The following is a 21,041-nucleotide window of genomic DNA, read 5'->3' on the forward strand; positions in this document are numbered from 1 at the left end:
GACAATCATGATCGCGGGCTAAACGCATGAAATAATGTAAGGTTCCGTAAGGGTAAGGACTTTAGGTGGCACTTCTGCTTTGGCGCAGGTTTTCGCGCTTTTCCAGAGCCATGCATCCCCACAATATGCCGAGCAGCAGGAAGAAATGCCGCCAGTGGTCGGTGTCAATAACGTTGCCGATCATCACATGCCCGACAAAGGTTACCCAGGAAATGATGAGAAACGGCTGCCAGGGCCGCTGGCGCAGCAGCAGTTTGAAGCAGGCGGCAATGGTCCAGCAGATCAGCGTGAGATAGATGACGAAGCCAAACCAGCCATGCGTGGTCAGGCTCTTCAGCCAGATATTATGTTCCGCGGCGGGAAAGATGTCGTCGAACACCATGGGGCCGATGCCGAGCGGATGTTCCATCGCCATCAGGAAACCGAGATAGTGGCGGGCAAAACGCCCGAGATGGCCGCCATCATAGGATTGCACCGCCGAGGCGCGGCTGGAGAACAGGTCTGCTACCTGCTTGAATTGCAAGGCGATGATGACGGCTGCCACCATCAATGCCACGGCGACGAGAAACAGAACGAGGATTTTCAGCCGGAATGCCGCCGTACGCTCTTTCAGCAGCATGACGAAAACCAGAAGCACGGCCGAAAACAGGAAAAGGCCCCATGCGGCGCGTGAAAACGACAGGAACACGGCAAGAGACAGAATGAGCAGGCCAAGGATCCGCCATGGCGCATGCATCGCCTTGCCGGAGAGCAGGCCGTAAATCAGATACAGCGACGGCGTCACCAGGAAGGGGCCGAAGACGTTCGGGTCCTGAAAGGCGCCCTTGGCGCGATCGTAAAGGGTAAAGACCTCGAAACCGGGAATGGCGTGAAAATATCCGATGATGCCTAGCAGGGAGGTAATCAGCGCTGCGGCGAGCCAGGCCCGGAAAATCAGCAGCAGCCGCTGGTGCTTGTCCTCGATGATGGCAGCATAAAAAACCGAGGTCAGCGCCAGAAAGGTCGATACGGCGAGATAAAGCGGCCCCTCGTCAAGATTGGCCATGGTGGTGAGCGAAAGATAACCGCCGACATTGAAGGCAAGCAGCAGGCACAGAAGCAGGACGACGGTGCGCGAAAGGCGCAAGCCCAGCAGGAACCAGATGGCCACTTGCCCTACCATCATCAGCTCATAGGGCGCCGGTTCGGAAATCACGAAGCCGGAAAGAAAGACGCCGAAGGCAATGAAGAACGCGCCGACCAACCGCATGGCGGCAAGCGGTGCGTCAAAATCCGGTGCGTGCTGGTAACCGGTGTGGGTCAATAGGCATTTTCCGATTTGAGCAGCCGGATCGGTGTCAGGAACAGGATCTTGAGATCGAGAAGCAGCGACCAGTTCTCGATATAATAGAGATCGTATTCGGTGCGGAACTTGATCTTGTCGCCGTGGTCGATCTCACCACGCCAGCCATTGATCTGCGCCCAGCCGGTAACACCGGGCTTGACCTTGTGCCGGGCGAAATAATGCTCCACCACCTCGGTATATTTCAGGTCGCCCGTCTGGGCGTGCACGGCGTGCGGACGCGGCCCGACCAGTGAAAGATCGCCGTAAAGAACGTTGAAAAGCTGTGGCAGCTCGTCCATCGAGGATTTTCGCAGGAACCGCCCGACCGGCGTGACACGCGGATCGTTTTTCGTGACGGCCTTTTTTGCCGTGGGATCGCTGAGTTCCGTATACATGGAACGGAACTTCCAGACATTGATCGTTTCATTGTTGAAGCCATGACGCTTCTGCTTGAAGAACACCGGGCCTTTGGATGTCGTTTTGACGGCAATAGCCGCGCCCAGCATCACCGGCCACAACAGAACGATGCCGATAATGCTGAAGACGATGTCGAACACCCTTTTCCCGACCGAATCCCAGTCGCGTATCGGCTTGTCGAACACGTCAAGCATCGGCACCGCGCCGACATGGGAATAGGCGCGGGGGCGGAAACGCAATTTGTTGGCATGGGCCGCGATACGGATATCGACGGGTAGCACCCACAGCTTGCGCAGGAGCTGGAGGATACGCGCCTCGGCACTGAGCGGCAGGGCGATGATCAGCATGTCGAGCTTCGTCAGGCGGGCGAATTCCACCAGTTCCGCGAAGGTGCCGAGCTTGGGGTAGCCGGCAACCACATCGGGCGAACGCTCGCTTTTCCGGTCGTCGAAAATGCCGCAGATGCGGATATCATTGTCCGTTTGCTGTTCGAGCGAGCGGATGAGGTCCTTGGCGGCATCGCCGCCACCGACTATCACGGCGCGACGCTCCATCACGCCGTTGCGGCCCCAGTGGCGAATGGCGAAGCCGAGGATCAGCCGTCCGGTGAAAATGGCGATTGCGCCGGTGGCGTACCAGATGGCAAAAGTCTGCCAGGAATGCAGCGCTTCTGGCAAAAACAGGAGAAGGATGCCGGCGACGGTGACGAAGGACAGGCAGACGGCGCCCTGAATGCGGGCAAACATTTTCAGCGGCGCGCGCAGCGTCGGCAACTGGTAACAGTCGCCGGCCTGCAAAAGAAACACGCAAACCGCCGCGCCCAGCACCCCAATGCCGAAAACCGCAAGAAAGGTTTCAAGCCCCTGCCGCGCAGCGATGGCGTTGACGATGGCCGCGATGATCGCAAGCATCGAAAATTCGAGAAGACGCAATTGGCCGATGACCATGTTTGGCGAATGGTTGCCGGCGCGCAGCTGGTTGGCGATCTGCCGTGCAAGCGGATTGAGAACAACGCTTTCCGATGCGGAAGGCTCATCCGCATCCCGCTCGGAGATTTGCTGGCGCAACGTTGCCAGATCGAATTCAAGTCTTCCCTTGTCAGCCTTGGTCATTGCTTTGGTCCGCACCCTCCAGCCCATCGGCCCGAAAACCGGAATCGATTTTCGAAGGGAACGATGCGCAACTTCAAAGTGGTAGAGCACAGTTTTCGCATCCGTGCGGATACGTGCGCTCTACGAGCAGGAAACTAGCCGAAACATGCTAAGAAACGTTTATGATGAGTTTCTACAGGACGGCGGAATATACAATTAAAAATCGTGTTTTTGAAATGTTTCTAGAGCGAAAGCAGGTGACGATAGAGCTTCATCATGTCGTCGGCCATAACAGGCGTTGAAAATTTCGCCTTGAAGCTGTCGGGGCGGGGCATCACCCGTTTCCCCCAGTCCGGGCTCTCGGCATCCTTGACCATTATCTTTGCCAGCGCATCGGCGTCTCCAGCCGGAACGAGCGCCTCGCTGTCTTCTCCCAGAACCTCAGCTATGCCTCCAACATGCGAGGCGATGACGGTTTTCCCCGCAGCAAGCGCTTCCAGCACGATGTAAGGCATCGCCTCGGCGCGTGAGGGAACGACAACAGTCGTCGCCAGCGCAAATGCCTGTCTGGCGGGCATGGCGGCGTGCATGGAAATGCGCTGCGAAAGTCCGGCCTTGGCGATCATATCAGCATATTTGTCCCTGTCCGGCCCATCGCCGACGATGACGCCGGACATGGGCTGGCCGATGCTGCGTTCCATCTTGGCGAATGCCTTGATGAAGATGTCGGGGCCCTTCAGGTCACGCAGCATGCCGATATAGAGAAAGCGCGCTGCCCCTTCGCGGGCGGGCACGGTTTCAAACTCGCTTTCCTGCACGCCGTTATAGATCATCGCCGTGCGGGTGCGTGGTTTGCCGACCTTGGTTTCGTAGGTTTCCTGTTCGAAATTGCAAACGAAACACAGGGCGTCCGTGAAATGCTCCTGAAACCGCTCGATACGCAGGAACAGCTGCCCTTTAAGGCTTTTGCGATCGTAATGCAGGCTGCCGCCGTGCGGCGAATAGAGGCGGGCTACGCGATACTTGTTCACCCGCAACAGTGAGCCGATCAGCCGGGCCAGAGCGCCACCCTTGGCGCTGTGCCCATGCAAAATATCCGGCCGCAAACTTTTGATATGGTTGTAGGACTTAACGAGCGCCCAGAGGTCGCCGGGGCTGATCGACCGCTTGATCGGCAGGCGGGTCAACCCTAGCTCCAGCATCGGGGCGATCTGCGCGAAAAGCCGTTCCTCATGCGCGCCGCCGGTCGAGCTGTCACAGACGATGCCGACCTTGTGGCCCTGCTTGACGTGTTCTTCGATCAGGTCGCGGACATGGCGGAACACGCCACCGACGGGAGAGCGGAAACAGTGAATGATGCGCAGGGGAGGACCGTCATCCGCCATGTCAGCCGCTCCGTTTTTCAGAAGAAGCGTTCACGCACATAGACCGTATCGCCCGCAAGAATTGGTGCGGTGATCCCGATCCGGCCGGTCATCACCTCGGTATTGATCTTGCGGGTGATATCGACATCGGCCTGATTGGCGCGTGGCGTGAAGCCGCCGGCGATGGCGATGGCGTTCTGCGCCGTCATGCCCGGCACGTAGGAATATTGGCCGGGACGGCCGACTTCGCCCATGATGAAGACGGGGCGATAACGATCGATCTCGATCGTGACGTCGGGATCGCGCAGATAACCCTGACGCAACTTGGCGGCAATGGCGGCTTCGAGCTGCGGCAGCGTCTTGCCTCGGGCGGGAACCTGACCGACAAGCGGGAAGGCGACATAACCAGCCTGATCGACCGTATAGGTATTTGTCAGCCCGGTCTGTTCGAACACGTTGATGCGCAGCCTGTCACCGCTATCGACATGATAGGGCTGCAGGGCGCCCTCGTGAAACGCCTTGGGCGCAGGTTGATATGCCGCGCAACCGGAAAGGGCCGTTAGAACGGCAAGCGTCAGTGCGGTGACATGTCGTGATCCGGCGAGCGGCATCTCATCTGGCTCCGAGTCGAACTATGAGCATTCTTATCGTTCTGTTAGGGTTAATGGGCGGTAAACAGCCAGTCACAAGGATGGTAATATCGGCTTTATTTCGTGGGCTTCGTCACAATTAACTGTTGTGTTACCGGAAAGACTTAAACTTCGCGAAAATTGGCCTCTATATTTGAGCGCCCGAGGTGTATCTCGGTTACGGAGCCCGTATGAACGGCGATCGCATTGATGACAGGGATGTGGATATCGATCTCGCGCGGCTCGTCGCTGCCATATGGCAGCGCAAGGGCAGGATAGCGGCGATCACGCTGCTTGCCGGGGGCGCCGCCTTCGTTGTCGCAAGCATGATGTCGCCCGCTTACAAGGGCGAGGCGCGCGTCCTCATCGAATCGCGCGCGGCCTCCTTCGGTGCGTCGCAGCAGTCGAATGCGCCTGCCGAACCCGTGCTCGATGAATTGACCATCTCCAGCCAGGTGCAGATCCTGCAATCGGTCGACCTCATCAAGCAGGTCGCGAAAGATATGAAGCTTTATGAGCGGCAGGAGCTTGACCCGGCGGCGCGTCCTTCTCTCGTCTCGAAGCTGCTGGTTGCTGTCGGCGTCAAGAAAGATCCGCAGCAGGTGCCGCCAGAGGAACGGATACTGAAGGCGTTCCAGGAGAGGTTGCAGGTCTACCAGGTCGAAAGCTCGCGCGTCATCACGGTCGAGTTCTCGTCCGAGGACCCCATGCTTGCGGCAGCAGTCCCCAACGCGATGATGAAGGCCTATATCGCGCTGCAGAGCGGCGCGAAACTGGACACAAGCACGGAGGCGGCACGCTGGCTGGAGCCGGAAATCGCCAGTCTGCGTGAGAAGGTTCGCGATGCGGACAGGAAGGTCGCGGATTACCGCGCCTCGTCCGATATTCTGTCGGCAGGGCAGGGCGAAACGCTCGCCACCCGGCAACTCAGCGATATCTCGACCGAACTTGGCCGTATCCGCGGCGAGCGGGCGAATGCGGAGGCGCGGGCAGAAGGCGTGCGCAACGCGCTTTCGAGCGGCCGCCCACTCGATACTTTCCCCGACGTCGTCGCCTCGCCGATGATCCAGAGACTGAAGGAAAGCGAGGCTGCCATGCGCAGCCAGATTTCCGATCTGTCTTCCTCGCTGCTGGAAGGCCATCCGCGTATCAAGGCGCTGCGCAGCCAAATTGACGGCATACAACGGCAGATTCAGGAGGAGACCCGCAAGGTGCTCGCAAGTCTCGAAAACGAGGCCAATGTGTCCCGCCTGCGGGAGCGGCAACTGGTTCAGCAGTTGAACGTGCTGAAAACGGAAAGTGTACGCGCCGGTGAGCAGCAGGTTGGCCTCAACGACCTGGAGCGCGAGGCCTCGGCTCAGCGCCAGCTTCTTGAAACCTATCTCGCCCGTTACCGCGAGGCGACGTCGCGCGCCGGCTCAGCCGAATCCACGCCCGCCGATGCCCGCGTGATTTCAACGGCAGTGGAGCCGCGCGAACCCTATTTCCCGAAGACCGGCGCCATCACCATCGTCGTCACGTTGGCGGCCTTCCTTCTCTCCTGCATCGTCGTCATGCTCGTGGAACTGTTCACCGGGCGGGCGTTGAAGCCGGTTGGCAAGACCCATGTCCCGCCGCTGTCCGATCCGCCACCGCCCGCCAAAGCGCGTGCTGACACGAATGAGACACCGGATACGCCGGAGCAACCGCTTCTCGCACGTGAAGAGGATGCGCCGCCTGCGGTTCGTTCCATGCCTGCCGCTGCCCGCCAGTCCATTGTCGAACAGGAAGCGCAGATACCGGTCGCAGCCGTTGCTGCCAAATCGGCGCTGCCGGTTGCAGACGCCGCGGCTGCGAAAGTGGACGCTGCGGAAGAAGAGATCGACAACGCCGACAATTTCTCGATCGACTCCGTCGCGTCTTTCCTCGCCACCCGTCTTGCGAAATCCGTCGCAGCGGTCGTGTCTCCAGCTGGTGATAGTGGTTCGACCACCACCGTCATGCTGGCGCGCGCCCTGTCCGAAATGGGCCGTTCGGTCGTTCTCGTCGATATGACGGCATCGGCCTGTCCGACGCGCCTGATGGCGCCTGAGACAGGACTTCCGGGCGTCATGGACCTTTTGGCGGGTGCCGCCGCCTTTGGCGAAACCATTCACGGCGACCGGCTTTCCGATGCCCATATCGTGCCGCGCGGCAATGCGCAGCCGCGTGAGGCCATGCGCGCCATCGACCGGTTGACCATGATCCTCAGCGCGCTTTCCGACGCCTATGACACGGTTCTCGTGGAGTGCGGCGCGGTGCAGATATCGAGCCTTGAGAAAATGCTGCGCAATCTGCCGGCGGAAATCGTCGTGTCCGTTCCCGGTAATGATAGCGAATTGCTGGAAAAGACCCTCGGAGAACTGGTTGCCCACGGCTACGAGCAGGCATTGCCGATGACCGGCATGCGCAAACCGGACCGTCTGAGCGCCGCCTGAGATGCTGTGGCCGATAACCGGTCAGTCGGCAGCGGGCGTTGCGTCCATGCTCGGCCGACCGGCGCGGAAACGCTGAATGAACGCATAGAGTGCCGGATTGGATTTGATCAGGCTTTTTGTCCGGGCAATGGCAACGTAGGCCGAGGCCGCCGCGCGGCCCTTCAACGTCACCGGCAGGAAAATATCATGCTGCACGGTGAAAAGCGGACACCAGCTGCGCTTGTAGGGCTGGTCACCGACGCCGAAATCGAAGATCGCCGCATTTTCACTGCAAGCCCGTTCAATCATCAGCCAGAACAGCAGCTCACCGGGGCTGATTTCCGCGAAGGTCTCATCGATAGAACCGAACTGGCAGATGATGTGATCCTGCTTGCGCGAAAGGCCGGATATGGCAGCGATGAAACCTTCATTTTGACCATGCAGACGAATGGCGTGCAGTTCCAGAAGACTGTCTCTGCCGATCTCCGGAAAATTTGCGAGGTCATAGAAAAAGTCTTTTACCGATTGATCGCGAAAAACATCCGGAATGCCCTGCGATGCGAACCGGGCTGCCTTCTGCCGGAAAAACGTCTGCAATAATTCGCACTTTTCCCGTGGCGAACGGGCGATCACATGGCTGTAACCACCCATTTCCCCGGCTCTCCGGCTCTGGATGCGGAATTTCTTCCGGCGCCTCTTGGCGTTGATCTGCCGAAGCGTGCTCTCAAAATTTGCCAGTAAGGGAATCTGGAAGGCCGGGTTCTGGTTTTCGACGGATGCCAGATGCGAGAGCGGGTTGGTCCTGCCGCGCCAGATCAGCGGTATGTTCTGCAAGGCCAGAATATCCGCCTGGCCACGCAGCAGCTTTCGCGCTTCGCGGGCAATGGCTGCCGCCGTTTTGTGGTTGGCTGCTTCGGCGAAGGACCGGTCGAAAAGCCCGGTATTGATATTGTTGAAACGGCCGCCGGGAAAACGTGCCTTGCGGATGCCGCCTTCCAGAACGATTTCGAGCGGCAGCAGGAACACGGTCTTTCCGCTTTGCCTGCCGCGAATGATGAGGAGGGGTCTGTCCTGCGTTTGCGCCCAGATGGAGCACCAGCCGTAACCCTGATGCAGCGAATTGAGCGGGTCGCTCTCCAGCTGTTCCCAGTCGGCGCGGATAGTGGAGGCATCGTCGACGAGATCGATAGCCAGGCGATCGGCGCCCCGCCGCTCGTTTTGCACGGCGGCTGGTCCTTCACCCTCGCTGACTATGACCGGCGCTTCAGCCGCCATCCACGCTCTCCGGTTGTTTCGGTGAGACTATATCGTTGAGCGGCAAACAAGAGGTTTATAAAATTGCGACCTCTGGATGTCCCGTAGAAGGCAGGTGCCTATTCCTGTTTTTTGGAGCCGGCCATCCATTTGATGACCAGCATGGCGGGCAGTATCCACAAAAGCCCACTCAGCACGAAGTAGGCAAGATGCACCCACCATGGAGATTGCGCCAGCGTCGCCGACGCGATGGCCGTCGCCGCTACGGCGTAGATGACGACGAGGCAGATGATGACGATGGTGCCGATGAGCGATCTGAGGCGAGGGTGCATGAAATCTTCCGTAACCGAGCATGTATCCCAAAAGTGTCATCGGTTTTGGGGAAAAGACATGCGTAAAACAAAAAATCTAGATCGTATTGGTGATTCGAAGCAGAGACAGGACGATCTAGTGTCTGGCGAAACTATACCGCCGCGACCGGATGCCGCAAACCCTGAGGCCTTGTTTTGTTGTGCCGGTTGGGGCTAATCAACATGACTGTATGATGGAGACCTCAAAGATGCATTCGAGCGGCATGACGATGGCAAATGGTTCTGCGGAAATGGTGGTGGAGGCTGCCCTGCAGAAACAGGAGAAGGATCGCCGCCTGCTGCGCATCTGGCTGCGCGTCGTCGTCTTCACTCTGTTCTGTCTCGTGCTTGTCGGCGGCGCCACGCGGCTGACCGAGTCTGGCCTGTCAATTACCGAATGGAAGCCCATCCACGGCGCCATTCCGCCGCTTTCCGTTGCCGAATGGGAAGAGGAATTCCAGCTCTACAAGCGTATTCCCCAATATCAGGAAATCAACCGGGGCATGTCGCTCGATGAGTTCAAGACGATCTTCTGGTGGGAGTGGGCGCATCGACTGCTTGCCCGCGCCATCGGTCTCATCTTCGCCCTGCCGCTCGCCTTCTTCTGGCTGACCGGCCGCATCGAAAGGCGCTTGCGCCTGCCGCTCATCGGCCTTCTGGGGCTTGGCGGCTTTCAGGGCTTTGTCGGCTGGTGGATGGTGTCTTCCGGCCTCGTCAACCGTACAGATGTCTCGCAATATCGCCTGGCAACGCATCTGACGATCGCGTGCCTCATCTTTGCGGGCTGCATGTGGATATTGCGCGGCCTGTCGCACCATTCGCCAGATGCTGCCAATGAAACGACCGGCCGCCGGTTTGCCGCGCTGCTGACCTTCCTCTGTCTGTTCCAGATTTATCTCGGCGCGCTGGTGGCGGGGCTGAATGCCGGCCTGTCCTACAACACGTGGCCGCTGATGGACGGCTCCCTGGTGCCCGGCGATCTTTTCCTGCAACAGCCCTGGTGGATCAACTTGTTCGAAAACCCGAAGACGGTGCAGTTCGTCCACCGCCTCGGCGCCTATACGCTGTTTGCCGCCACGCTGTGGCATATGGTGTCCTTGGCTCGCGCCTTGCCCGGCACGCCGCATGCCCGCCGCGCCGTACTGTTCTTCGTGTTGATCTCCATTCAGGCGGCGCTCGGCATCACCACGCTTCTGATGCATGTGGACATTCATGTGGCGCTCGCCCATCAGGGCATGGCGCTGCTGGTGCTTGGTTTTGCAGTCGCCCATTGGCGAGGCTTCCTCGGCGAATACCCGGCACCTGTCGCGGTTGAGATCAGGGACTGAAAACCATTAAAATTGCTTCAGGACAGACTTGATGGTTGTCGCGACGGCCAGTTCGTCGTCGCGTTCGCGCGTGTTGCCATCTTCCTCGTGCCATGCCGCCGAAAGGCAGCCGTAGGCGAACGCATATTGCAGAAGCACCCGTTCGTTCCGTTTGAGCGCTTTCGCAAAAGTCGACGCCATGGAGGCGATGCGTGCCTCGCTGCGTGTCAGATCGAAGCGGTCGAGCGGATTGGAGAACATGTTGGCGACGTCGAGTGCTGCATCGCCGATCAGGCCTGCCGGGTCGATGATGATCCAGCCACGCGAACTGCGCATGATGTTTTCGTGATGCAGATCGCCGTGCAGCGGTCGAATATTGCTTTGGTGCCCGATAAGCTCCTCGGCAAGCGAAGCGGCTTCGATGTAGGGGCTGTCGGTGCCTTCGCTGCGATCGTGCTCGGCTTTACGGAACAGGCTTTCGAAATATTGCGGCAGCGTCAGCAGGCTTGCTGGTGGCGTCTGCGTTGAAGGCTGGTGATAGTGAAGGAGAACATCGGCGGCGATTGCGGTCGTGGCATCATCGTCGCCGTCGCGAAAAAGCACGTCGCGCAATGTCTCATTGCCGGCATGTTCCATGAGCAATATGTCGTCGGAGCGATCGAGCAGCTTCACGCAGCCGACACCTGCCCGCCATTCGATGAAATCCGCCCCGCGAAGGCTGTCTTTCAGAACCTTGTGTTTAAGTACCTTGGCGATGGCAAGGAACCATTGCCAAGTCTGACTTCGTAAACCACCCCGGCCGGCGTATCGGCAATCTGTTTTGCGGCCTCGATATTCCACGAGGCCGGAAAAAAGGGGATAGCTCGGCTCACGCAAAAAGCCTCATGCCGAGAGCATCAGCTCCATGTTCTGGACAGCCGCACCCGATGCGCCCTTGCCGAGATTGTCGAGCAGCGCGACGAGATTGATGTGTTCGCCGCCCGGCGTGCCGAAGACGAACAGCTTCATCGTGTCCTTGCCCGCCAGTTCCTCGGCATCGATGCGGGACAGCCCCTTGCTTTCGGCAAGTGGAACGACGCTGACGATGTCCTGTCCGGCATAATGGGCGGTGAGCGCGGCATGCACGGTCTCGATGGTCGCGCCGTCCTTGAGGTCGGCGGCAAACAGCGGAACCTGCACGATCATGCCCTGCGGGAAGCGCCCGACGGAGGGTGCAAACAGCGGCGCGCGGTCCAGCTGGCCGTGAATGGTCATTTCCGGCACGTGCTTGTGTGCAAGCGTCAGGCCATAGAGGAAGTTGTTGGCACTGATCGCATCGTCCCTGCTCTGATCTTCCATCTGCGCGATCATCTGCTTGCCGCCGCCGGTATATCCGGACACGGCGTTGACACTGACGGGATACCCATCGGGCAGAATGCCGGCGGCGCGCAGCGGACGCAGAAGGCCGATCGCGCCGGTCGGGTAGCAGCCCGGATTGGCGACGAAGCGGGCGGAACGAACCTTTTCGCCCTGTTCCTTGTCCATTTCGGCAAAACCGTAAGCCCAGTCCTTATGGATACGATAGGCGGTCGAGGTGTCGATGATGCGGACATTGTTGTTGCCTGCCACCATGGTGACAGCTTCTCTGGAAGCATCATCCGGCAGGCAGAGAATCGAAATGTCGGCGTTGTTGAGCATGTCCTCGCGGATAGCGGCGTTGCGGCGCTCGGCTTCGGGAATGGACAGCAACTCGATATCGCGGCGACCAGCAAGGCGCGTGCGGATCTGCAGACCCGTTGTGCCGTGTTCGCCATCGATGAAGATCTTCGCTGTCATGTCCTTGTCCTGACTTTTCAGAGGGTTGCGAGTGTAATCGGATTCAGTTTGCTAAGCGCCCGGGCGTCGGTTCAGCCGGCCTTCGCCAGCCGTTCGGCGCGCAGGCCAAGCATATACATTGCAACGGTCGCTCCGGCAATGGCAGTGATATCAGCATGGTCGTAAGCGGGCGCGACCTCCACCACATCGGAGCCGCGAATATCGAGCTGGCCGAGTCCGCGAAGGACGGACAATATCTTGGCGCTTGTCGGCCCACCGGCCACGGGCGTACCGGTTCCGGGAGCGAAGGCTGGATCGAGGCAATCGATATCGAAGGTCAGATAGATGGGCATCCCTGCCGTGTGCTTGATGATCAGCGAGGCGATGTCGCTCGCCCGCATCTCCTCCACCTCGTAACCGTGGAGAATGCGGATGCCGAAATCCTCAGGCGCATGGGTGCGAATGCCGATCTGGATGGAACGATCGGCATCGATCAGACCATCGCGCACGGCGCGGGCCACGAAGGAACCATGGTCAATGCGTTTGCCGTCGTCGAACCAGGTATCCTGATGCGCATCGAAATGCACCAGCGCCAGCGGGCCGTGCTTTGCCACATGCGCCTTCAGCAGCGGCCAGGTGATGAAATGGTCGCCGCCAAGCGTCAGCAGATAATCCGTCTTGGAGATGATCTTGCGCGCTTCCTTTTCGATTGTATCAGGCGTTTTCCAGTGATTGCCGTAGTCGAGCAGGCAGTCGCCATAATCGATGGTCGGCATATGGGCGAAAAGATCGCGGGCAAAGGGATATTGCGGGTCGTTGTCGAAAATCGCGGAGGCGCGGCGGATCGCCTGCGGCCCGAAGCGTGCACCCGGCCGGTTGGATGTCGCCGCATCGAAGGGGACACCCCAGACGGCCGTCGATACGCCCTTGAGGATCTTGGTATATTTGCGCCGCATGAAGGAGAGGACGCCCGCATGGGTCGGGTCGGTCGCAGCCGATGTCAGCGTTGCTGCGGTGAAGGCATGGTCGATGATTTTTGATGGCATTGATCACCCCATTGCGGTTTGCGCTGAGGGTGCTGTCTTCTCGCCGAAAAAACAAGGAGGATGGCAATGAAAAAAGGCGGAGCCGAAGCCCCGCCTTTTCGAAGTTTTGAACGAACGGTTCCGAGAAGCGATTAGCGCTTGGAGAACTGGAACGAACGGCGGGCCTTGGCCTTACCGTACTTCTTACGTTCGACAACGCGGCTGTCGCGGGTCAGGAAGCCACCCTTCTTCAGAACGGCGCGCAGGCCCGGTTCGAAGTAGGTGAGGGCCTTGGACAGACCGTGACGAACGGCACCGGCCTGACCGGACAGACCACCACCGGCAACGGTAGCGATGATGTCGAACTGGCCCGTGCGTGCAACGGCAACGATCGGCTGCTGAAGGATCATCTGCAGAACCGGACGTGCGAAATACGTGGTGAAATCGCGGCCGTTGATGATGATCTTGCCAGAACCCGGCTTTACCCATACGCGGGCAACGGCGTTCTTGCGCTTGCCGGTCGCGTAGGAGCGGCCGAGAGTGTCAACCTTGCGGACGTGCACGGGAGCAGAAGCTTCCGATGCAGGGGCGAGGTCTTTCAGAGAGGAAAGATCGGCCATTATCAGGCGCTCCTTACGTTCTTCTTGTTGAGCACGGCTACGTCGAGAACGACGGGCTGCTGTGCTTCGTGTGGGTGGTTCGAGCCGGCGTAAACGCGCAGGTTCTTCATCTGACGACGGCCGAGCGGGCCGCGCGGGATCATGCGCTCGACGGCCTTTTCAACGACGCGCTCCGGGAAGCGACCTTCGATGATCTGGCGAGCCGTACGCTCCTTGATGCCACCCGGGTGACCGGTGTGCCAGTAGTACTTCTTGTCGGAGTACTTGTTGCCGGTGAAGGCAATCTTTTCCGCGTTGATGACGATGACGTTGTCGCCATCATCGACGTGGGGGGTGTAGGTGGCCTTGTGCTTGCCGCGCAGGCGGGTTGCAATGATGGTGGCGAGGCGACCAACAACGAGGCCTTCGGCGTCGATGATGACCCACTTCTTCTCCACCTCAGCAGGCTTCTGAACGAAAGTAGACATGGATTTCACTTTCTAACGTGGACCCGTCATCCTCTTTAAGTAAGAGCATACGGGCGTTTCTTGTTGCTTGGTTTGGTCACCCAAAGGCGACCGCAAATGACCATATTCCCTTTGGAATCCGATCTGGCGCGCTTATACGGTGTGCTGGATGAAGCGTCAATATGACAGATTTTGCTGACTGTAAAAATAAATCAATAAAAACAATGGTTTATTTATGTGGTATTATTTTACCCCATAGATTTGCCTGTTTCATCCCAGCCGCATGACCAGAACACCCGCTGCGATGATGCCGCCAGCGAGATAACGCCAGACGCTGGCGCGTTCTTTGAGGATGACGACGGAGATCACCAGCGCAAACAGAATTGAGGTTTCGCGCAGCGCCGCGACGACGGCGACGGGGGCCTTGGTCATGGCGTAGAGCGCCAGCCCGTAGGAGAGGATGGAGCCGCCGCCGCCGATCAGGCCGCGCCACCAGTTTCGCTGCACATGCTGCGTCACCGCGCTTACGCCGCGCTGGTAAAATGCGAAACCGAAGAGGAGCACGGGCGGCAGAAGCGACATCCACAACGTATAGGAAATCGCATTGCCGGAAAGCCTTGCGCCGACACCATCAACGAAGGTGTAGGATGCAATCACGAAGGCGTTGATGAGCGCGACAATGATCGCCTTTCCGCCGCCGCGCCGCGCCTCGAAGGCAAGCGTCAGGATGCCGCCGGAAATGATGGCAATCCCGGCAAGCGCGAGCGGGCTTAAAATCTCGCTGAGAAAAAGGCTGCTCGTCGCTGCGACGATCAGCGGCGCCACGCCACGCATGACGGGATAGACGAGGCCGATATCGCCGATCGTATAGGCGGCGGCGACTAGGCGGAAATAAGCAAATTGCAGAACGGCCGAGGCGATGAGAAAGGGAATGGCCACCGGCGCAGGAAACGGCAGGAAGGGCAGGAAGGGTAAAGAACAAGCTGCGGCGCCCGCCGCGATCAGCGAGGCGTCCAGCGACTTGTCGGATCCGGATTTTACCAGCGCATTCCATCCGGCATGCAATATCGCGCCCAGAAGCACCAGAATTAGAATGTCAAATGTCACGATAGAGACTCGCTCATGGGCTATTCCAGGCAACCTACAGCATCGGCTTGAAAACCGGAATCCATTTTCCGTGGTGGCTGTGGGAGACGCAAATCCTCCTGTCGTAAGCGGTTGCTTCTTTGCGGATTATGACGCGTGTCAAGTTTCGGGTTTGTGCGTGTTGCGGGATGAAGTGGGCAACTGTGCGAGAGGCGATATGCGGCCGTGCTCACGATTTCATCAGCAGGACATACGCGCCGATGCCGGATGCACAGCTTATGGTTTTGCTGTGGAACGTGTTTTTCGCAAAAATGCGACCGATTGCGGCGATTATTCCTGCTCAAAATTGCCCATATCCAGAAGATAAAACTGTATCAATCAAGCGAGCACATGCAGGCTCAAAATGAAAAGAAGTTTCAATTCATTACTGAATGGCTCTCTACAACGTTACAGTTTTACCTATAACTTGATTTACAGAATAACTTTCTGAAAATTAGATACGCCTAATGCATCGGTGAACGGAATGAAAACAAACAGGAGACGAAGGGCGCATAAGATGCACGCAAATGTTGTTTCAGCAAATATTCATCGAAATGTATGCTTTTGAAAAACTGGATAAAAATACTCAGCACAACGCCGCTTAAGGTGTTTTTGTGAAATCATTTTGCGCAAACTAGGTGTACTTTCGTGACACCACGAGTCCGGCTTGTTCAATATTTTCATTCGGGCGGGGGTTCAAGAGAAGGATGAGGGTTCCTAGATCTAGGAAAGCGGCCGCAAAAAAGCGGTGCGAAAAGCTCGTCCGCGGATTTATGCGGGAGAGGCAATTCTCGCTGGGCCATTGAGCGTCGAGCCGGCGCATGAGGTCCTTGAACCGCGCGATATGGCAGAGGGAAAAGTTGACATGCAGCATGATACCTATGAACCGGATTACCTCAGAAAAATTCTGACGGATGTCAGGACCATCGCCCTGCTTGGCGCCTCTCCCAATCCGGATCGGCCGAGCCACGGCGTCATGCGCTTTCTGCTGTCCAAGGGTTACCGCGTGTTTCCCGTCAATCCCGGTCAGGCGGGCAAGGAGATATTGGGGCAGAAGGTGTATGCGCGGCTTGCCGACATTCCCGAACCCGTTGATATGGTCGATGTGTTCCGGGCGCCGGAATATTTGTCGGCAATTGTCGAAGAGGCGATATTGCTGCCGCAGCGGCCATCGGTGATCTGGGGCCAGCTTTCGGTCAGAGACGACAATGCGGCGGCCAAGGCCGAGGCCTACGGCATGAACGTGGTGATGGACCGTTGCCCCGCAATTGAGTATCCGCGTCTCAATATTGTGCGATAGTTGGTACGGATTGGACTTATCATTTGGCGGCAAGGCATTATGATCCCTCCAAAATATCATTGGAGGAAACATCATGCCGAGCAGCAATCCCGGGTTCTCAACGTTGGCCGTGCACGCGGGCGCACAGCCCGATCCGACCACCGGTGCGCGCGCGACGCCGATCTACCAGACAACGGCCTATGCCTTCCGTGACGCCGATCACGCAGCCGCGCTGTTCGGATTAAAAGAGTTCGGCAATATCTACACGCGCATCATGAACCCAACCCAGGCGGTTCTGGAGGAGCGTGTCGCAGCGCTTGAAGGCGGCACGGCGGCACTTGCCGTTGCATCCGGTCACGCCGCGCAATTGCTGGTCTTCCACACATTGCTGCAACACGGCGACAATTTCGTCGCGGCACGCCAGCTTTATGGCGGCTCCATCAACCAGTTCGGCCACGCCTTCAAGGGTTTCGACTGGCAGGTGCGCTGGGCCGATGCGGCTGATCCGGCCAGTTTCGAACGGCAGATCGACGACCGCACTCGCGCCATCTTCATCGAAAGCCTCGCCAACCCGGGTGGCACATTCGTGGATATCGCCGCGATTGCAGATGTCGCCCATCGTCACGGCCTGCCGCTCATCGTCGACAACACCATGGCAAGCCCCTATCTGTTGCGGCCGCTGGAGCATGGCGCGGATATCGTATTGCATTCGTTGACGAAATTCCTCGGCGGCCATGGCAATTCCATGGGTGGCATCATCGTCGATGGCGGCACTTTCGACTGGTCGGCCACGGATAAATATCCGTCGCTGTCGCAGCCCCGCCCAGAATATTCCGGCGTCGTGCTGCACCAGACCTTCGGCAATTTCGCCTTCGCGATTGCCTGCCGCGTTCTTGGCTTACGCGATCTCGGCCCTGCGATCTCACCCTTCAATGCCTTCCTCATCCTCACGGGCATAGAGACCCTGCCGCTGCGCGTTCAGCGCCACTCCGACAATGCGCTGGCCGTCGCCAAATGGCTGAAAGCGCACCCCAAGGTGGGCTGGGTGCATTATGCCGGGCTGGAGGACAGCGACAACTACGCAATCCAGCAGCATTATTCGCCAAAGGGCGCTGGTTCCGTCTTCACCTTCGGCATCAAGGGCGGTTATGCCGCCGGCAAGGCGCTGGTGGAAGGTCTGCAACTCTTCTCCCATCTCGCCAATATCGGCGATACACGCTCTCTCGTCATCCACCCGGCTTCCACGACACATGCGCAGCTGACACCGGAACAGCAGACGGCGGCGGGTGCCGGACCGGATGTGGTGCGCCTCTCGATCGGCATCGAGGATGTCAAGGACATCATCGCCGATCTCGAACAATCGCTTGCGAAGCTCTGAGAGACCGGGGTCGTCATGACGAATTTTCTCGCATTCGAAGATACACGAACCGCTACGGCCAGTGATGTCGAGGCGGAGGTGGAGCACAGTGCACCCGCACCGGAAAGGCTGATTTCCGGCGACCCCAAATTCACCACGTGGAATCTGGAGGAAGCGCCCGGTGGCATCTATGCCGGCATCTGGCAGTCGACGCCCGGCAAATGGCGGGTGGTCTATGACGAATGGGAATATTTTAACATTCTCGAGGGTCACTCGATCCTGACGGAGGATGGCGGATCCGCGAGAGATCTGAAACCGGGCGACAGGCTGGTCCTGCGGCCGGGCTTCAAGGGAACCTGGGAGGTCATCGAAACGACCCGCAAGGATTATGTCATCCGGTTGTAGGGGCCGGATGATTTCTATTGGTCCATCGCCGGGATAAAGGTTGTTCCCGGCGTGGCTGTCACCAGCTGAGATCGAGCCGTTCCAGACCATGGAAGTGATAGACGTCCTTGACCTTGGGTGGCTCGGCAATCTTCAGGCCCGGCAGTCGCTTGAAAAGCAGAGGCAAGGCTAGGTTCAGCTCCAGTCTTGCCAGCGGCGCGCCAATGCAGAAATGGATGCCGGCGCCGAAGGAGACGTTGGCGCCTTCGTTTCGGTCCGGCCTGAATGCCAGGGGATCGGAAAACTTGGCCGGATCGAGATTGGCGGCCGCCAGAATGAGGCTGACCTTGTCGCCGCGTTTGAATTCCACGCCATCGATCTCGACCGGCTCCAGAACCCAGCGCTGGAAAATATGGACGGGCGCGCAGATACGCAGCGTTTCTTCCACCGTGCGTTCCGTTGCCGTCTCGTCGTGGAAAAGTGTGTCAGGCGCAATGCCGCTTTCCAGAATGATGCGCACGGAATTGCCGATCTGGTGCACCGTCGCCTCGTGCCCGGCGTTCAACAGAACGATGGTGGTCGAGATCAGCTCGTCGTCGGTCAGATACTGGCCCTTGTGCTCCGTATGGATCATGTGGCTCAGCAGATCGTCTTTCGGCTCCGCCCGGCGCTCCGCGATCACACTGCGCACATAGTCTGAAAACTCATGTGCGGCCCTGTCGGCCAGAAGCTCGTCCTCAGGCGTGCGCTTGAACATGTAGATGCCGACATAGGCATGTGACCATTTCAGAAGCTGCGGCCCCATTTCCTCGGGAATGCCGATCATGCGCGCGATCATCGTGACCGGGATGATATCGGCATAGGAAGAGAGCAGTTCCGTCTCGCCGTTTCGTTCGAAGGCGTCGATCAGCCGGTTGGCGAGTTCCTCTATTTCCGGCTTCATCTTGTCGACATGCCGCGAAACGAAAGCGCGGTTGATGAGGGTGCGCAGCCGTGTGTGTTCCGGCGGCTCCAGCTCCAGAAGCGAGTGCTGCTCTGCGGCGTCGAAATGCTTCACATGCTCGAGCGGCTCTGCCAGACCGATCTCCTCGCGGCTCGCAACATGCAGGATCTGCCGTCCGAACCGGCGGTCGCGCAATAGGGCGCTGACATGGTCGTATTCGGTGAAAAACCACTGCCGCTGCTCTTCCCAATAGAAAGTGGGACATTGGGCATGCAGGGCAGCATAGACCGGGTTCGGATCGTTGTAGAAAGCCGGATTGCGGGCATCGAGTGAAACACGACGCGTGGCGGGATCGATTTTGAGAAAGGGAAATGTCGCTGTCATGTCTATGGTTTATTCCGCGCGCCGCACTTTGGGAAGGGCGGGAAAGTGCCGTTCCGTGTGTTTATCCGCATGTCACTGTATGGTTACTTTGTCACCGGTTGGCGATGGCCGCTATCCGGTTCAGCGCCGCAACCTGCCGGTTGGCATTGTTGTCCATCGGGTTTTCGTTCCGGTCCGGAGAGGGGACGACAACATTGGCTGAATTGACGTGGATCACAGTGCGGTTGCGGCCGGCCTTCTTGGCCGCGTAAAGCGCGCGGTCGGCCTCCGTCATCATCACGCTCAGGTCCGCATCCTTGATCATGGCTTCGGATATGCCGACGCTGGTCGTGACCTCGATGTTTTCGCCCCGTGCGCTGATCTTCGAAAGGCGCAGGTTGCTGCGGATGGCTTCCGCAAGCGTCACGGTGCTGGAGGGGCTTTCCACTTCGGCGACGAGCGCGAATTCTTCGCCACCCATCCTGACGAACAGGCCGCGCTCACCGATGACCCGCTGCGCCATATTGCAAAAATGCACAAGCACCGCGTCTCCCGACTGATGGCCGTATTTGTCGTTGATCTTCTTGAAATGGTCGATGTCAAACAGCGCCAGCGCCACGTAACGGCTGGAGCCGGGCGACCTTTTTTTGATGTGTTCGAACTCTTCAAGCAGCCCTCGCCGGTTGAGGACGCCGGTCAGGTGGTCGGTCATGGCCAGCCGGTGCAGGCGGGTTTCCGTGTCTTCCATGATGATCTTGGCACTCATCATGACGATGATGGTAAAGCCGAGAATGCCTGAAAAGGCGAGCGCTGCCGTCAGCGGAATGGCGTTGGGGGCGGCGGCGTTGACGGGAATGACGATGGACGCCACGAGCGCCCCGCAAAATGCCTGCACGATGAAGGTGGCCGCCAGCACCTTGCGGCTGAATGACGCGCGTGCCTTGCTGGCCAGAAGAATGCCGGCCAGCATGAAATAACCGGTGGCGGCACAGATGTGATAGAGCAGGATGCGCGGGACCATGTTTTCGCGTACGGGGCCGATCAGCATGCCCGCCACCCATAACAGCGGCGGAATGGCGATCCAGCCGGCGGTCTTGCGCTGTTCGAAGGACAGGAGACCGGCGAGCCAGAAACTGAAGGCCGAAAGGGCAAGCGTATTGCCGACTTCGATCGACAGGAAGTTGGGAATATCGCCGCGCAGCGCCACCATCACCGTGCCGGCGCTCGTGGCGGCGAAACCGGCTGCGAAATAGATATTGTGCCGGCGGGCAGGGCGGTGCAGCCACAGGGTTCCCAGCAGCAGGGCAAGGGTCAGCGTTTCCGACGCCCAAAGCAGCATGCCCGTCTTTGCATCCAGCATTGCAAAATCCTATCTGCGCTATCATGCCGTAAAAGCGGTTCGCGGCACGATGTGCGCAATGCCCGCCGAATTGGTGGAGATGCCATTTCGCCTCAAAAGAGGCTCCCGCCCCCTGACGGGAAACCGGAAATTCGCGGTCGTAGTATCAGCCGCAAATACCTAACGAGTTCTTGC

At 58.8% G+C, this 21,041-nt stretch carries 19 protein-coding genes and 1 pseudogene; 6 read left to right on the forward strand and 14 right to left on the reverse strand.

The features are described from left to right. Window positions 1-61: 61 nt before the first annotated feature. From uppF to uppC, 4 genes are all read right to left on the reverse strand, one after another. Complete coding sequence (gene uppF / locus ACQZ5Y_RS21360; RefSeq protein WP_174049389.1) at window positions 62-1,303, reverse strand: polysaccharide biosynthesis O-antigen ligase family protein UppF; 1,242 nt, start codon at window positions 1,301-1,303, stop codon at window positions 62-64. Next, window positions 1,300-2,853 carry a polysaccharide biosynthesis glycosyltransferase UppE gene (uppE, locus tag ACQZ5Y_RS21365; RefSeq protein WP_174049390.1) on the reverse strand — a complete coding sequence of 518 codons (1,554 nt, stop codon included), beginning with the start codon at window positions 2,851-2,853 and terminating at the stop codon, window positions 1,300-1,302. The genes uppF and uppE overlap by 4 nt, the downstream gene beginning before the upstream one ends. A gap of 221 nt (window positions 2,854-3,074) precedes the next feature. Next, the gene (gene uppD, locus ACQZ5Y_RS21370) at window positions 3,075-4,217 is read right to left on the reverse strand and encodes a polysaccharide biosynthesis type 4 glycosyltransferase UppD (RefSeq protein WP_019565456.1); all 1,143 of its coding nucleotides are present in this window, start codon (window positions 4,215-4,217) and stop codon (window positions 3,075-3,077) included. A 17-nt stretch (window positions 4,218-4,234) separates the two neighbouring features. After that, on the reverse strand, window positions 4,235-4,807 hold the full coding sequence (gene uppC, locus ACQZ5Y_RS21375; protein WP_003512614.1) for a polysaccharide export protein UppC: 573 nt from the start codon (window positions 4,805-4,807) through the stop codon (window positions 4,235-4,237). Between the two features lie 209 nt (window positions 4,808-5,016). Here uppC and uppB point away from each other — a divergent pair, with 209 nt between their 5' ends. Beyond that, on the forward strand, window positions 5,017-7,281 hold the full coding sequence (uppB, locus tag ACQZ5Y_RS21380; RefSeq protein ID WP_174049391.1) for a polysaccharide biosynthesis protein UppB: 2,265 nt from the start codon (window positions 5,017-5,019) through the stop codon (window positions 7,279-7,281). A gap of 21 nt (window positions 7,282-7,302) precedes the next feature. On the opposite strand, the gene uppA is transcribed toward uppB, so the two are convergent. Together uppA and ACQZ5Y_RS21390 are read right to left on the reverse strand one after the other, a co-directional pair. Continuing rightward, a complete protein-coding gene (uppA, locus tag ACQZ5Y_RS21385) occupies window positions 7,303-8,535 on the reverse strand; it encodes a polysaccharide biosynthesis GNAT family N-acetyltransferase UppA (RefSeq protein WP_174049392.1) in 1,233 nt (410 codons plus the stop codon). Window positions 8,536-8,633: 98 nt separating this feature from the next. Next, window positions 8,634-8,846 carry a DUF2842 domain-containing protein gene (locus ACQZ5Y_RS21390; RefSeq protein ID WP_003512618.1) on the reverse strand — a complete coding sequence of 71 codons (213 nt, stop codon included), beginning with the start codon at window positions 8,844-8,846 and terminating at the stop codon, window positions 8,634-8,636. 227 nt (window positions 8,847-9,073) lie between these two features. Here ACQZ5Y_RS21390 and ACQZ5Y_RS21395 point away from each other — a divergent pair, with 227 nt between their 5' ends. After that, window positions 9,074-10,192: a COX15/CtaA family protein gene (locus ACQZ5Y_RS21395; RefSeq protein WP_174049393.1), complete on the forward strand. Its 1,119-nt coding sequence runs from the start codon at window positions 9,074-9,076 to the stop codon at window positions 10,190-10,192. Between the two features lie 6 nt (window positions 10,193-10,198). Here ACQZ5Y_RS21395 and ACQZ5Y_RS21400 read toward each other — a convergent pair. The 6 genes and pseudogenes from ACQZ5Y_RS21400 to ACQZ5Y_RS21425 form a co-directional block, all read right to left on the reverse strand. After that, a pseudogene (locus ACQZ5Y_RS21400) lies at window positions 10,199-11,043 on the reverse strand (aminoglycoside phosphotransferase family protein). Window positions 11,044-11,053: 10 nt separating this feature from the next. Continuing rightward, the gene (argC, locus tag ACQZ5Y_RS21405; protein WP_019565461.1) at window positions 11,054-11,986 is read right to left on the reverse strand and encodes an N-acetyl-gamma-glutamyl-phosphate reductase; all 933 of its coding nucleotides are present in this window, start codon (window positions 11,984-11,986) and stop codon (window positions 11,054-11,056) included. 71 nt (window positions 11,987-12,057) lie between these two features. Then, window positions 12,058-13,011, reverse strand: coding sequence for an agmatinase (gene speB, locus ACQZ5Y_RS21410; protein WP_174049394.1), 954 nt, complete (start codon window positions 13,009-13,011; stop codon window positions 12,058-12,060). 131 nt (window positions 13,012-13,142) lie between these two features. Next, a complete protein-coding gene (gene rpsI / locus ACQZ5Y_RS21415; protein WP_003512631.1) occupies window positions 13,143-13,610 on the reverse strand; it encodes a 30S ribosomal protein S9 in 468 nt (155 codons plus the stop codon). 2 nt (window positions 13,611-13,612) lie between these two features. Then, complete coding sequence (gene rplM, locus ACQZ5Y_RS21420; RefSeq protein ID WP_038490710.1) at window positions 13,613-14,077, reverse strand: 50S ribosomal protein L13; 465 nt, start codon at window positions 14,075-14,077, stop codon at window positions 13,613-13,615. A 249-nt stretch (window positions 14,078-14,326) separates the two neighbouring features. After that, a complete protein-coding gene (locus ACQZ5Y_RS21425) occupies window positions 14,327-15,163 on the reverse strand; it encodes an EamA family transporter (protein WP_003512635.1) in 837 nt (278 codons plus the stop codon). Window positions 15,164-15,402: 239 nt separating this feature from the next. On the opposite strand from ACQZ5Y_RS21425, the gene ACQZ5Y_RS21430 reads away from it, so the two are divergent. The 4 genes from ACQZ5Y_RS21430 to ACQZ5Y_RS21445 all read left to right on the forward strand — a co-directional run bounded on the left by ACQZ5Y_RS21430 (window position 15,403) and on the right by ACQZ5Y_RS21445 (window position 18,222). Beyond that, window positions 15,403-15,549, forward strand: coding sequence for a hypothetical protein (locus ACQZ5Y_RS21430; RefSeq protein ID WP_162163069.1), 147 nt, complete (start codon window positions 15,403-15,405; stop codon window positions 15,547-15,549). Between the two features lie 497 nt (window positions 15,550-16,046). Next, window positions 16,047-16,481 (forward strand): CoA-binding protein, encoded by a 435-nt coding sequence (locus ACQZ5Y_RS21435; protein ID WP_025593243.1) that lies wholly within the window; start codon window positions 16,047-16,049, stop codon window positions 16,479-16,481. A 73-nt stretch (window positions 16,482-16,554) separates the two neighbouring features. After that, the gene (locus tag ACQZ5Y_RS21440; protein ID WP_035198148.1) at window positions 16,555-17,838 is read left to right on the forward strand and encodes an O-acetylhomoserine aminocarboxypropyltransferase; all 1,284 of its coding nucleotides are present in this window, start codon (window positions 16,555-16,557) and stop codon (window positions 17,836-17,838) included. Window positions 17,839-17,853: 15 nt separating this feature from the next. Further along, window positions 17,854-18,222 carry a cupin domain-containing protein gene (locus tag ACQZ5Y_RS21445; RefSeq protein WP_113473845.1) on the forward strand — a complete coding sequence of 123 codons (369 nt, stop codon included), beginning with the start codon at window positions 17,854-17,856 and terminating at the stop codon, window positions 18,220-18,222. 58 nt (window positions 18,223-18,280) lie between these two features. Here ACQZ5Y_RS21445 and ACQZ5Y_RS21450 read toward each other — a convergent pair whose 3' ends face one another. Together ACQZ5Y_RS21450 and ACQZ5Y_RS21455 are read right to left on the reverse strand one after the other, a co-directional pair. Further along, entirely contained in the window at window positions 18,281-19,528 is a 1,248-nt protein-coding gene (locus tag ACQZ5Y_RS21450) for a cytochrome P450 (RefSeq protein WP_174059856.1), read from the reverse strand. Window positions 19,529-19,619: 91 nt separating this feature from the next. Further along, a complete protein-coding gene (locus ACQZ5Y_RS21455) occupies window positions 19,620-20,867 on the reverse strand; it encodes a GGDEF domain-containing protein (protein ID WP_065688229.1) in 1,248 nt (415 codons plus the stop codon). Window positions 20,868-21,041 lie beyond the last annotated feature (174 nt).

Source organism: Agrobacterium sp. A3-95 (assembly GCF_053521785.1).

Bases quoted from the DNA above. Each gene is read 5' to 3' on its own strand.
- ACQZ5Y_RS21440 (WP_035198148.1), top strand. From the start codon at position 16,555: ATGCCGAGCAGCAATCCCGGGTTCTCAACGTTGGCCGTGCACGCGGGC.
- ACQZ5Y_RS21430 (WP_162163069.1), top strand. From the start codon at position 15,403: ATGCCGGATGCACAGCTTATGGTTTTGCTGTGGAACGTGTTTTTCGCA.
- ACQZ5Y_RS21390 (WP_003512618.1), bottom strand. From the start codon at position 8,846: ATGCACCCTCGCCTCAGATCGCTCATCGGCACCATCGTCATCATCTGC.
- rplM (WP_038490710.1), bottom strand. From the start codon at position 14,077: ATGTCTACTTTCGTTCAGAAGCCTGCTGAGGTGGAGAAGAAGTGGGTC.
- speB (WP_174049394.1), bottom strand. From the start codon at position 13,011: ATGCCATCAAAAATCATCGACCATGCCTTCACCGCAGCAACGCTGACA.
- ACQZ5Y_RS21395 (WP_174049393.1), top strand. From the start codon at position 9,074: ATGCATTCGAGCGGCATGACGATGGCAAATGGTTCTGCGGAAATGGTG.
- ACQZ5Y_RS21450 (WP_174059856.1), bottom strand. From the start codon at position 19,528: ATGACAGCGACATTTCCCTTTCTCAAAATCGATCCCGCCACGCGTCGT.
- rpsI (WP_003512631.1), bottom strand. From the start codon at position 13,610: ATGGCCGATCTTTCCTCTCTGAAAGACCTCGCCCCTGCATCGGAAGCT.
- ACQZ5Y_RS21455 (WP_065688229.1), bottom strand. From the start codon at position 20,867: ATGCTGGATGCAAAGACGGGCATGCTGCTTTGGGCGTCGGAAACGCTG.
- uppA (WP_174049392.1), bottom strand. From the start codon at position 8,535: ATGGCGGCTGAAGCGCCGGTCATAGTCAGCGAGGGTGAAGGACCAGCC.
- ACQZ5Y_RS21445 (WP_113473845.1), top strand. From the start codon at position 17,854: ATGACGAATTTTCTCGCATTCGAAGATACACGAACCGCTACGGCCAGT.
- ACQZ5Y_RS21435 (WP_025593243.1), top strand. From the start codon at position 16,047: ATGCAGCATGATACCTATGAACCGGATTACCTCAGAAAAATTCTGACG.
- argC (WP_019565461.1), bottom strand. From the start codon at position 11,986: ATGACAGCGAAGATCTTCATCGATGGCGAACACGGCACAACGGGTCTG.
- uppD (WP_019565456.1), bottom strand. From the start codon at position 4,217: ATGGCGGATGACGGTCCTCCCCTGCGCATCATTCACTGTTTCCGCTCT.
- uppB (WP_174049391.1), top strand. From the start codon at position 5,017: ATGAACGGCGATCGCATTGATGACAGGGATGTGGATATCGATCTCGCG.
- uppC (WP_003512614.1), bottom strand. From the start codon at position 4,807: ATGCCGCTCGCCGGATCACGACATGTCACCGCACTGACGCTTGCCGTT.
- uppE (WP_174049390.1), bottom strand. From the start codon at position 2,853: ATGACCAAGGCTGACAAGGGAAGACTTGAATTCGATCTGGCAACGTTG.